The sequence below is a fragment of the Vibrio nereis NBRC 15637 genome (assembly GCF_001591105.1).
GTDB classification, from domain to species: Bacteria; Pseudomonadota; Gammaproteobacteria; order Enterobacterales; family Vibrionaceae; genus Vibrio; species Vibrio nereis.
Window position 1 is genome coordinate 32016 of record NZ_BCUD01000019.1, and the last position, 12327, is coordinate 44342.

The 12327-nt window shown below is 50.1% G+C and carries 8 protein-coding genes; 2 read left to right on the forward strand and 6 right to left on the reverse strand.

All coding sequences use genetic code 11. From position 1 onward, the window contains the following. Positions 1–53 precede the first annotated feature (53 nt). From acs to VNE01S_RS15990, 3 genes are all read right to left on the reverse strand, one after another. Positions 54–2003 carry an acetate--CoA ligase gene (acs, locus tag VNE01S_RS15980; protein WP_053397082.1) on the reverse strand — a complete coding sequence of 650 codons (1950 nt, stop codon included), beginning with the start codon at positions 2001–2003 and terminating at the stop codon, positions 54–56. A gap of 207 nt (positions 2004–2210) precedes the next feature. After that, on the reverse strand, positions 2211–2846 hold the full coding sequence (locus tag VNE01S_RS15985) for a 3'-5' exonuclease (protein WP_053397083.1): 636 nt from the start codon (positions 2844–2846) through the stop codon (positions 2211–2213). Between the two features lie 10 nt (positions 2847–2856). Beyond that, positions 2857–4683 carry a DUF294 nucleotidyltransferase-like domain-containing protein gene (locus VNE01S_RS15990; protein ID WP_053397084.1) on the reverse strand — a complete coding sequence of 609 codons (1827 nt, stop codon included), beginning with the start codon at positions 4681–4683 and terminating at the stop codon, positions 2857–2859. A 197-nt stretch (positions 4684–4880) separates the two neighbouring features. Here VNE01S_RS15990 and VNE01S_RS15995 point away from each other — a divergent pair, with 197 nt between their 5' ends. Both VNE01S_RS15995 and VNE01S_RS16000 read left to right on the forward strand, forming a co-directional pair. Next, positions 4881–6059: a 3-phenylpropionate MFS transporter gene (locus VNE01S_RS15995; protein ID WP_053397159.1), complete on the forward strand. Its 1179-nt coding sequence runs from the start codon at positions 4881–4883 to the stop codon at positions 6057–6059. Positions 6060–6154: 95 nt separating this feature from the next. Then, positions 6155–9574, forward strand: a complete 3420-nt coding sequence (locus VNE01S_RS16000) for a PAS domain-containing hybrid sensor histidine kinase/response regulator (protein WP_053397085.1) — start codon at positions 6155–6157, stop codon at positions 9572–9574. A 90-nt stretch (positions 9575–9664) separates the two neighbouring features. Here the strand turns inward: VNE01S_RS16000 and VNE01S_RS16005 are convergent, their stop codons facing one another. The 3 genes from VNE01S_RS16005 to VNE01S_RS16015 all read right to left on the reverse strand — a co-directional run bounded on the left by VNE01S_RS16005 (position 9665) and on the right by VNE01S_RS16015 (position 12263). Beyond that, positions 9665–10147 carry a hypothetical protein gene (locus tag VNE01S_RS16005; RefSeq protein WP_053397086.1) on the reverse strand — a complete coding sequence of 161 codons (483 nt, stop codon included), beginning with the start codon at positions 10145–10147 and terminating at the stop codon, positions 9665–9667. Positions 10148–10259: 112 nt separating this feature from the next. Continuing rightward, positions 10260–11987 (reverse strand): sodium:solute symporter family protein, encoded by a 1728-nt coding sequence (locus VNE01S_RS16010; RefSeq protein ID WP_053397087.1) that lies wholly within the window; start codon positions 11985–11987, stop codon positions 10260–10262. A 12-nt stretch (positions 11988–11999) separates the two neighbouring features. After that, positions 12000–12263 (reverse strand): DUF4212 domain-containing protein, encoded by a 264-nt coding sequence (locus tag VNE01S_RS16015; protein ID WP_053397088.1) that lies wholly within the window; start codon positions 12261–12263, stop codon positions 12000–12002. Positions 12264–12327 lie beyond the last annotated feature (64 nt).

A 12327-nucleotide genomic window follows, 5' to 3' on the forward strand; every position in this document is an offset into this window, starting at 1 on the left:
TCACAAACAAAAAAGCCGCCACTTGCGTGACGGCTTTTGAATCATTGGGCGTTTTAAACAAGCTCGGCTTTTTCTGCAATCAGCTTATCAACCACGCTTGGATCCGCCAGTGTTGATGTATCACCAAGGTTGCCGGTATCACCAGTGGCAATCTTGCGCAGAATACGGCGCATAATTTTACCTGAACGCGTTTTCGGCAAAGAGTCTGTCCAGTGCAGTACGTCTGGTGTTGCGATTGGGCCAATCTCTTTACGTACCCAAGCTTTGACTTCTTTATGCAGCTCTGCTGATGGGAATTCACCGTCGTTGAGCGTGATGTACGCATAAATCGCTTGGCCTTTAATGTCGTGTGGGATACCCACAATTGCGGCTTCAGCAATCTTATCATGCGCCACGAGCGCCGATTCGATTTCTGCCGTACCCATACGGTGTCCAGACACGTTCAGTACGTCATCCACACGACCTGTGATCCAGTAGTAACCGTCTTCATCGCGGCGTGCGCCGTCACCAGTGAAGTACATGCCTTTAAAGGTGGAGAAGTAAGTCTGCTCGAAGCGGTCATGGTCGCCGTAAACGGTGCGCATTTGACCTGGCCATGAATCGAGGATAACGAGGTTACCTTCGGTTGCGCCTTCAATCACGTTGCCCATGTTATCCACTAGCGCAGGCTGTACGCCAAAGAATGGACGCGTTGCAGAGCCAGGTTTCAGCTCGGTTGCACCTGGAAGCGGAGTGATCAGAATGCCACCTGTTTCGGTTTGCCACCACGTATCGACAATCGGTGATTTTTCTTCGCCAATCGTTTTGTAGTACCACTCCCACGCTTCTGGGTTGATTGGTTCGCCAACCGAGCCCATCACACGCAGGCTTTGACGAGTGGTGCCTTCAACTGCTTCGTCACCTTTCGCCATCAACGCACGAATTGCGGTTGGTGCCGTGTACAAAATGCTGACTTGGTGTTTATCAACCACTTCACTCATACGCGCTGTTGTTGGGTACGTTGGTACGCCTTCAAACAGAATGGTTTTCGCGCCGTTCGCCAGTGGGCCGTAAATCAGGTACGTGTGACCGGTGATCCAACCCACATCTGCTGTACACCAGAAGGTGTCACCCGGTTGGTAATCAAATACGTATTTAAACGTCATTGCCGCGTACACTAGGTAGCCACCTGTGGTGTGTAGAACACCTTTTGGCTTACCCGTCGACCCTGAGGTGTACAGAATAAACAGTGGGTCTTCCGCTTTCATTTCTTCTGGTGGGCAGTCGTCAGAGACGTTCGCGGTTGCTTCATGCCACCAAACATCGCGGTGCTCGTGCCATTCCACATCGCCACCTGTGCGTTGTAGAACCAGCACTTTGCTGATGGTTTTGACTTCTGGGTTAGTCAGCGCTTCATCGACGTTTTTCTTCAGAGGCACAGCGCGACCACCGCGTAGACCTTCGTCTGCGGTAACGACGACTTTAGCGTCTGAGTCGATGATTCGGCCTGAAAGCGCTTCTGGTGAGAAACCACCGAATACCACGGTATGCACCGCACCGATACGAGTACACGCCAGCATTGCCACGGCCGCTTCTGGAACCATTGGCATGTATAGACAAACCACGTCACCTTTGCGTACGCCTTGTTCTTTCAGCGCGTTAGAAAAACGACACACTTCTTTGTGCAGTTCGTTGAAGGTGAGTGTTTTGTCATCTGACGGGTCATCGCCTTCCCAAATGATTGCGACTTCATCCCCACGCTCAGCCAGGTGACGGTCGATACAGTTTGCAGAAACGTTGAGTGTGCCATCTTCGAACCAACGAATATCAACGTGACCAGTGTCAAACGAAGTGCTTTTCACTTGCGTGAACGGCTTGATCCAATCAACAATCTTTCCGTGCTCGCTCCAGAAACCCTCTGGGTTCGTCACTGACTGTTCGTACATGGCTAGGTAGGTGTCATTATCCGCATGTGTGTTTGCTTTAATGTTCTCTTTTACCGGATAAATATGGGCTTCACTCATTGCTTCTCTCCTTGTGCTTCACTTCAGTTCGATTAGTGAAATGAAGCAAGTGTCCGTTTAAAACGATTTACGTTATACAAAGTCCCTACGCCTATAACTTTCCTGCACAGGGTTAGATTCGACAATTAGACTTTAGGATGATAGGCGCCTTTTTGCTTAATAATTAGTCTGTTATGTCTAAAAGTGAGAGTTTGATCGACAGATCGTCTAGCGGGTATAAGGCAGATTTAGACTAGGCAGATCACCTTTTGTTAGGCGAACGAATACAAGCGCGGCAGAAATGGCGTCTTGCAGCGCGTCATGCTTGTTTTTCTGTTGTGGCAGATCGAGGTGTTTACAGATGGCGTCTAAGCTCAGATCGAAATACGCGTTGGGCAGGTGGCGTTCCAATTTGTCGTGATAAATCTGGCTGACTTCAATCAGTGGGTTGGGCAGTGGAAAACCGAGGTGTCTTTTGCACGCTAAATCGAGGATCTTTTTGTCATAGCGGATGTGATAGCCCACCAGCGGCCGGTTACCAACGAAATTGAGCAGGCGAATCAGCGCTTGTTTTTCGTCAATACCATCCGCGAGATCTTGGTGGCGGATCTGGTGGATTTTGATTGAGTTTGAGTCTAGTGACTGAGGGGCTCTTAGCCTGACTTCAAACGGCTGGCTGGTGATAATGCGATTATCAATGATTTTGGTCGCGGCGATGGTGACCAGCTCAGCACGGTTTGGGTCCAAGCTGGTGGTTTCGCAGTCGAGCGACACGTATTCGCCTTTCTGAACCGACGCAAATAACGGCCGATAAGGAGAACCTTTGAGTTTGTAATACCAGTAAAGGCGTTGCAGTGCGTTCATGTCATCACCTTTAGTCTCGGATCTGGTAGTGATAGCCAAGGAACTGTTTGAATTTTTTCACCACGTGCAGACTGTGTCGCAGAAGATCTCGTTCCGTTCTGTCCAATTGTTTTAAATCGATATGGTTGTGGCTGTGCTGATTGGCTAGCTGCTGGCCAAGACGCAGTTTTAAGAACAATTTCAGTGCTTCGGTTAAGTTATCTGCGGTTTCTGGCTCCAGTATTTTGCGCTTGCGCAGGCTCTCGATACGCTCGAAGGTGTTGTTGTCTTCGATGCCGTATTCAAGCGATAGGGTTCGGATCCCGTGGACGACTGGGAAAATACCACCGCTTTTCAGATCCACACCTTGTTTATCGCTTTTGACGTTACCAAACAGCGTCAGTGGTAGGCTGAATTGCAGTGCTGGGCGGCAGAAGTCTTGCAGCGCCAGCATGTTATTGAGCATCAGCTTACGTAGATGCTCTTTTACCGGGTCAAGCAAGGCAGTGTTACCCGCAACGGCATGCGCGTCGGTGAAAATCGCCAAGTCCATCACTTGCTCGGACGACGTGGCTTTCGCCCACTGGCTGAGAGTGCTCTTCCAGTCGGTTTGATTTTTTACCCACTTGGGATTGTTCACCATCACGTTACCTGGACAAAGCGGATAACCAAGCTGCTGTAAGGTGTGGGTGAATTTTTCCATAACAGGCTCACACTGATGCCAGTGCAATCCATCTTTGATGATCAGCGCGTTGTCTTGGTCGGTTTTTAGAATTTGCTCTCCGCGACCTTCTGAGCCAAGCACGACCAAACAGCAGTGGTCATGCAGGGCGGGTGGCACCACTAATTCAAACGCTTTTTCGATGATTTGCTCGTTGACCGCCGAGATCAGCTCCATGATGAATCGGGTACGTATGCCGTTACTGAGTAGGCTGTCGACCAACTGGCGCTGTCGGTTTGAAGCGATGGCCAACTCCTCAATACTGGAGGCGCGGGCAATACTTAAGGTCAGCACGTGAGAGTGAGTTGAGAACGCACTGAGGATCTGGGTCATATCCAGCATACCGACCGCGTCTTTGCCATCGGCAACCATGACGCGTTTCATGCGATTTCGCGTCATCTTAATCATCGCATTAAATAAGAAATCACCATCGTCGACATGGATGACCGGGAACGTGGCGATTGTACCCACTGGGGTATCGAGTGGGTGGCCGTCCAGCATCACGGCATGCAGCATGTTGGTGCGTGTAATGATGCCGTAAGGCAACTGATGTGGGTCATCCAGTAGGCGCATGTCATCATCATTCAATCGCACTAGCGCCGAATCGATACCGTTAGACTTGAGCGTTTGGGTAACTTCATTCAGTGGCTGCTCTGGCGGCAAGATCATTGCAGGGTGATAGATGTCTTTATCGACTTTAGTCAGAATAAACTCGGCCAAGTTTTGCTGTTGTTGGGCCGCCTCGATCAATTCCTGACGTCTGGCGAGGTTATTATCAAAGTAGGCAGCGAACTGACCATTTTCGTTGTAGAGTTCGAGAAAGACAGCCTTTGGCAGCAAGTAAGCCAGTGTGTCTTCCAGTGCTACATAGGTATGCCGCGTTTTGCCTTCAAATAACGCACGCACATCAAACAGATCATCATTGGCGTAGTGGGCAAAAATCTCGCTCCCGTCTTGCGAACGCTCTTCAACTGCGCCTTTAATCAGTACCAGTAGATGCTCGCTGTCTTCTCCGGCGGTTAAGACCGTCTCTTTGTCTCTGAAGTAAGCGACATCCAAAGACGACCTGAGCCTATGCTGCTGCGCTTCATCCAGGCAGTCAAACGGGGGCGTGTGCATGTTAAATTTGTCAGGCATGATTTACCTACAAGTACAAAGAGACCATATTGGCAAGTGTGACAAATTCAGGCTGAACCGCCAGACGACTTTGGTCGAACGGCTCATCATTGCATTTTTGCATAATAAGGAAACGCAGCGGTGAGCAATCTTCCCTTTTTAAGCACGTGAAAAAGGGTGATACTACCCACGCTTTTTCATATGCATCTGAGGTTTTTATGTTTACCCCGTCACCTTATGGGTGGATTTCCCAATATTTTGCGGGCTTTTTCTTCGCTTATGGCGTGTATTTGCCTTTCTGGGCGCTTTGGTTTGAAGAGCAGGGCGTTTCCCCAACCGATATTGGTTTACTGGTCGGTATTGGCTTTGCCACTCGCTGTGTCGCTAATATGGTTTTGACGCCTCGCATCCATAAAGTCGAGCATCTTATGCCAGCGCTGCGTTGGCTGAGTTTTGCGTCACTGCTGTTTGTTGCCTTCCACTTTTTCACCGGCGGCAGTTTCTGGTTGATGGCTATCGCAACCATCTTGTTTAACTCGTGTTGTGGACCGATCGTTCCTCTTTCGGATGCGATGGCGAACTACTATGCGCGTCTTAAAATGCTGGACTACGGTCGCACCCGTTTGTGGGGCTCGATTGCGTTTATCGCTGGCTCTACCGTGGTGGGGTTCTTGGTTGCTAAGTTTGGCACTGACATGATCATCTATACCGCGCTAGCTGGTGTGTTTGCTTCTTTAGTATTTAGCATGCGCAGCACCAATCCAATGCCAGTAACGACAGAAGAAGACCATGCCGAGCGACCAAAACTGTCTGAGTTACTCAGAGATCTTCCGGTGGTGAAGTTCTTATTGTTAGTCGCTTTGATCCAAGGCAGTCACGCTGCTTACTACAGTTTTAGTTCTATTTATTGGAAAGAAGCGGGTCACTCCGAAGACATCATTGGTTACTTATGGAGCCTCGGCGTGGTGGCTGAAGTGGGCGTATTTGCATTCAGTAAGCGATTATTTTCGGGCTGGTCACTGCGCACCCTGTTTGTCGTGGCGTCATTGGGCGTTATCGCGCGTTGGGGCCTGACGGCATCCACCACCGCGATTGCCGCTCTGGTGATGATCCAGCTTTTGCACGGGGTGACGTTTGCGATGGCACATATTGCCGCCATTCAGTACATCCAGCATTCTGAACAACGTAAGATTGTTGCGCTGCAGGCACTGTATAACGCGATCCCATTAGGGGCATTCATCGCGTTGATGACCACGTTAAGTGGCTGGGGCTACGAAAACTGGGGCGCGAATGTCTTCTGGGCGATGGCCTTGATGGGCGTTTTGGCACTCTTTATTCGAGTAGAGCCGACAGGGGAACCTCGCGAAAAGGTTATGAAAGCTGAACCACAGAATTAACCCTAACTCGTTGAGATAACTATTCATCCTTAGTTAAATGAAACCTCTCCCCGCGGAGAGGTTTTTTTATGGATTGGAAAAGATAAGGATATCGGATGCAAGGTTGGCTGGTAATCGTGGTGCTGCTGATGTACCTCGGGCTGCTGTTTCTCATTGCGTGGCATGGTGACAAGCACAGTAAATGGTTGGCAAAGTGGCGACCTTGGATCTACAGCTTGTCGATCGCGGTGTACTGTACCTCGTGGACTTTCTACGGCACGGTGGGGCAGGCGAGCGATAACCCGTGGTCGTTTTTGCCCATCTACCTCGCCCCTATTCTGGTCTTTACCTTTGGCTGGCGCATTCTGGCGCGTTTGATCATTACCGCCAAGCGCGAGCATATTACTTCCATTGCTGACTTTATTGCCGCGAGATACGGGAAATCCCAAGGTTTAGCGGTGGTGGTGACCTTAATCGCCGTGGCCGGCATCTTGCCTTATATCGCCCTTCAGTTGCGCGGTATTACCATGGGATTGGAGATCATTGCACCGGAATTGTCCACCAATCACAGTTATGACATCTCGTGGTTTGTGGTGGGAGCATTGGCCATATTTACCATGCTGTTTGGTACGCGCCACATTGATAATACCGAGCACCACCGCGGCATGATGATGGCGATTGCGTTTGAATCGCTCGTTAAGTTAGTCGCCTTTTTGGTGGTGGGTTGCTTCATTCTTTATCTGGCGATGGGCAGTCGTGACATTGAGCTGCTGGAGATTGCCGCGCAAACCTACGAGTCACCGAATATCCCGACGCTGCTTATTCATACCTTTCTCACCATGATGGCGATCGTTTGTTTGCCGCGCCAGTTTCACACCATGGTGGTTGAGAACGAGCGCGCACAAGATCTGCATACCGCCCGCTGGCTGTTTCCCGTCTACTTAGTGTTGATGGGCATTTTTGTACTGCCTATTGCGTGGGTCGGCGAAAGTGTACTAAGTGGTACCAGTCCTGACATGTTTGTCATCAGCTTGCCAATGGCCGTTGGCGCATCAGATATTGCCTTGTTGGCTTTTCTTGGAGGTACGTCGGCTGCCAGCGGTATGGTGATCGTGTCGACCATCGCCTTGGCGATCATGGTGTCGAATGATTTAGTGATGCCATTGCTGCTGCGCCGAATGCGGCTCACCCAGCGTAATCATCGCCATTTTTCTGGCCTGTTATTGATCATCCGTCGTGCGCTTATTTTATTACTTCTGCTGGGTGCATGGGGCTTTTATCAGGCGCTCGGCACCATTCATTCGCTGTCGGCGATTGGTTTTCTTTCGTTTGCGGCCATTGCCCAATTCGCGCCCGCTATTTTAGGTGGTATGTACTGGCGACAAGGCAACCGCAAAGGGGCCTACGTTGGTTTGGCATTCGGTTTTACGGTGTGGTTAATCACCTTGATGAGCCAAACCGATATGCTCGCAGGCGATGCGAGCAACAACTTCCTATTGTGGTTGGTGACGCCGCCGGATTACCTTCAGGGCGCAGGGATTGAAAGTTCCGACTGGGGCATTGTGCTCAGTGTGCTCGGTAATGCGGTCTGTTATGTGCTGGTCTCGATGGTTACTCGCGCTAGTTTGAGTGAGCGCCTGCAATCGGCCTCGTTTATCGGCACTCCGCTGCCTGAAAACGAAAACATGAGTTTGTACCAAAGCCGTGTCACGGTGGGAGAACTGGAAATGCTGGCGTCTCGTTTTGTTGGCCGGCAGCGTGTGCGCACCGCGTTTAATCAGTACTGGGCGCAGCAACACGAAACCATGATGCCAAACCAACAAGCGCCGTCGACCTTGATCCGCCACACCGAGCGGGTGTTGGCAGGGGTATTTGGCGCGTCATCGGCCAAGCTGGTGCTAACTTCTGCGCTGCAAGGGCGCAACATGCAGCTTGAAGAAGTTGCCACCATTGTCGATGAGGCGTCTGAGCTGTATGACTTTAGTCGTGGCTTACTGCAAGGCGCGATTGAGCATATTGGGCAAGGCATCGCGGTGGTCGATAAACAGCTCCGGCTGGTGGCATGGAATCAACGCTATCTGGAGTTATTTACCTTTCCGGTGGGGCTCATTCAGGTTGGTCGGCCAATCGAAGACGTGATCCGCCATAATGCGCAGCAAGGCTTGTGTGGCCCGGGCGATCCGGAAGAGCATGTTCGGCGCCGTATTTATCATTTGGAGCAAGGAACGCGCCATACCTCGTCGCGTGCACGTGCCGATGGTCGGGTGATTGAAGTGCAAGGTAACCCAATGCCGGGCGGCGGGTTTGTGATGAGCTTTACCGATATTACCGTGTTTAGAGATGCGGAACGCGCCCTAAAAGACGCCAATGAAACGTTGGAAGAACGCGTACACGCACGTACCCAAGAGCTGGAAAAGCTTAACAAGAAGTTGGTCAGCGCGACACAGAAATCCGAGCGAGAGTCGCAATCCAAATCGCGTTTCTTGGCCGCGGTGAGCCATGATTTAATGCAGCCACTCAACGCCGCGCGGCTGTTTGCATCGTCACTATCGGAAGTGGCTAAAGAGGACGAAACCAAGCAACTTTCGAAACACATTGAAAGTGCGCTTGGGGCTGCGGAAGACTTAATTGGTGACTTACTGGATATCTCGCGTCTTGAGTCTGGCAAGCTGGATGTGAATATCCATAGTTTTGCCATCAATGATGTGTTGGCTAACTTGAACGCCGAATTCAGCGCGTTGGCCAAGCAGCAAGGTATTCAGTTTGAAATGGTGCCAAGTCACTTGATTGTGCAATCGGATCCTAAGTTGCTGCGTCGGGTGGTACAGAACTTTTTGACCAATGCATTCCGCTATAACCCGAAAGGAAAGGTGATCCTTGGTGTACGCCGCGTCGCGGGAGAAGCGCGAATCGACGTGTGGGATAACGGCACCGGGATTGATGAAGACAAACAGCAAGAGATCTTTGAAGAGTTCACCCGAGGAAGTCAGGTTCGCTCTGACCAAGGGCTAGGACTGGGACTGGCGATTTCGAAAGGGATTGCGCATGTGCTTGGCCATCAAATTTCGATGCGTTCTTGGCCAGGTAAAGGCAGTGTATTTTCGATCACTTTAAAACGCAGCGCTGAAGTGCAACCATTGCCGCAGACTGTCCCCGCGGGCGCGGTTTCTGATCTGGGGCACCTAAAGGTGTTATGCGTCGATAACGAAGCCGATATTTTGGTCGGGATGGAAAACCTGCTGACGCGCTGGGGGTGTGATGTGCGCATCGCGACCGATATTGTCGAAAGCCTAAAGTCAATTGATGACGAGTGGCACCCAGAAGTGATTTTGTCGGACTATCGCCTTGATAACGGTCGTACGGGGTTAGAAGTGCTCCAGCAATGCCGTTTGCGACTGGGGGATAGCTTTAAAGGGGTGATCATCAGTGCAGACCGAACCAGTGACATGATGGATGGCATCAAATCGAACGGCTTTAGTTTTATCCCGAAACCCGTTAAACCCCTGAAACTGAGGGCCATCTTGAACCGCGTATAACACGATGTGTCATGCTACATAGAGAAAAGCCTGCAACGATGCAGGCTTTTTTATTCAGATTCGGATTCAGGCCAATAACACGCGAGGAAATTACTCGGTGAACAGTGTCTCGTATTTCACAAAAGCGGTTTGCGTCTCGCCGTAGTAAAGTGTGCCGTCTGCTTGAATCGCGACACGCAACCAGCTTTCTGGCGAGGCAGGTTTAGGTAAGGTGATGTACCAATTTTTGCCTTCATTGCCCGCAGCGGTCATATCAATTGGCTTGCCAGTCTTGTCTTGCTCATCAACCAAAGAGAGCTTTACGCCTTCTAATGGAAACTTCGCTTCCATAGAAAGTTCCAGATTATTTTGAGTCAACTTTTCTGAGCGGAACAACACTTTAAACTCGCCGTTTTCCATTCCGCACAGCCCACTGGTGTAGCGGCAGTTCGATTTTGAAATCAACTTATAGGTTTCGCCTTCCTGCGCGGCATGAGGTTTTTCACTGATTGCCATATCGGTCCCGAAATAGGCGATGATGGACAAAATCGGTGCAATAAGCAGAGCGATAATTAAGTGTTTGTTTTTAAACATTTGGGCTTCCTTGCTACAACGTTATTTGGCCTAAATTGCCTTAACTAAGGGTAATAAAAAAGCCCCCTGACGGGTAGTCCAATAGGGGGCTTCTGTGGTTTAGATTATGGAATTAGTGATCAACGGCGTCACTCGCACCTGCTGGTACACGAACGTGCTCAACTAAGTCTTTCACTTCTTGTGGAGTTTCTGCGGTAACTCGAGAAACACCGTAAGCGACTGCGAAGTTAAATACCGCACCAATTGCACCGAATGCGTTTGGTTCAATACCCAAGAACCAGTTGCTGCCCCAGCTTTCTAGGTAAGTCCAATCCGCGACGAATAGAATACCTTTGTGCTGGAATACGTAGAACAGTGTGATGGTGATACCCGTAATCATACCTGCGATAGCACCTTCTTTGTTGATGCTCTTACTGAAGATACCCATCATCAGTGCAGGGAAGATGGATGCGGCTGCCAGACCAAAGGCCAGTGCGACCGTACCTGCGGCGAAACCCGGTGGGTGAAGGCCTAAGTAGCCAGCTACTGCAATCGCCACCGCCATCGAGATTCGACTCGCGAGCAACTCCTTCTTCTCGGATATATTCGGATTGATAACGCCTTTAATTAAGTCATGCGAAACCGCCGAAGATATTGCCAATAGTAGACCTGCTGCGGTTGAGAGTGCTGCTGCCAGACCACCCGCTGCCACCAGTGCAATTACCCAGTTTGGTAGTTTCGCAATCTCAGGGTTTGCTAGTACCATGATGTCACGGTCTACACGAAGTTCGTTGGTTTCCGCGCTAGACGTGTACTGAATGTTGCCGTCGCCATTCTTATCGTCAAAACCGAGAAGGCCTGTTTTTTCCCAGTTCTTGAACCAGGCAGGACGCTCATCGTAAGCAAGGTGCTGACCTGGAGCCGGGTTAACGGTATCCATTAGGTTTAGACGAGCCATCGCAGATACGGCTGGTGCAGTTGTGTATAGAATCGCGATGAACAGCAATGCCCAACCTGCAGAAGTACGAGCATCACGTACTTTCGGTACCGTAAAGAAACGGATAATTACGTGTGGCAGACCCGCAGTACCAATCATCAGTGACATGGTGTAGGCAAACATGTTGAGTGTATCGCCACGGACTTGCGTGGTGTATTCGCTAAAGCCGAGTTCGGTCACCACTTGGTCGAGCCTATCGAGCAGATACACGTCGGTGCCGGAAATGGTGCTACCGAGACCAATTTGAGGTAAAGGGTTACCCGTAAGTTGCAGAGAGATAAATATTGCAGGGATAGTGTAAGCAAGAATGAGTACGCAATACTGAGCAATCTGCGTGTACGTAATGCCTTTCATGCCGCCAAGAACCGCGTACATGAATACGATACACATACCGATCAGAAGGCCTGTCGAGTAATCTACTTCAAGGAAGCGACCAAACGCCACACCCACACCTTTCATCTGACCGATAACGTAAGTCACCGACGCGATGATAAGACACGCCACCGCTACAACACGTGCGGTTTTTGAGTAGAAACGTTCACCTACGAACTCTGGTACTGTGAACTTACCAAACTTACGTAAGTAAGGCGCAAGAAGTAGAGCAAGAAGTACGTAACCGCCTGTCCAACCCATTAGGAATACCGAGCCGCCGTACCCCATGAAGGCGATAAGACCCGCCATTGAGATAAATGACGCCGCTGACATCCAGTCTGCTGCTGTTGCCATACCATTAGCGATAGGGTTTACGCCACCGCCTGCAACATAGAACTCTTTAGTTGAACCAGCGCGTGCCCAAATCGCAATACCGATGTAAAGGATAAAGGTTGCACCAACAACGAGGTAAGTGATTGTTTTCAAATCCATCTGAGTGACTCCTTACTCGTCCACGTTAAATTCGCGGTCAATTCTGCGCATCTTCCACGCGTAGTAGGCAATAATGCCGAGGAACGCATAGATGGAACCTTGCTGTGCAAACCAGAAACCTAGCTTGTATCCACCTAATTGAAATTGGTTAAGTACATCGACAAATAAAATGCCGCACCCAAAAGAAACGACAAACCAGACGATCATCAGATTGATCATTAGCTTCACGTTTTTGTCCCAGTAGGCTTTGGCTTTTTCCTGACTTTCAAATGCCATGGCCGCCTCCTTACGATTGTTGTGTTGTTAAAAAAATGTTTCACCATGTACATTAGCAAGGTGT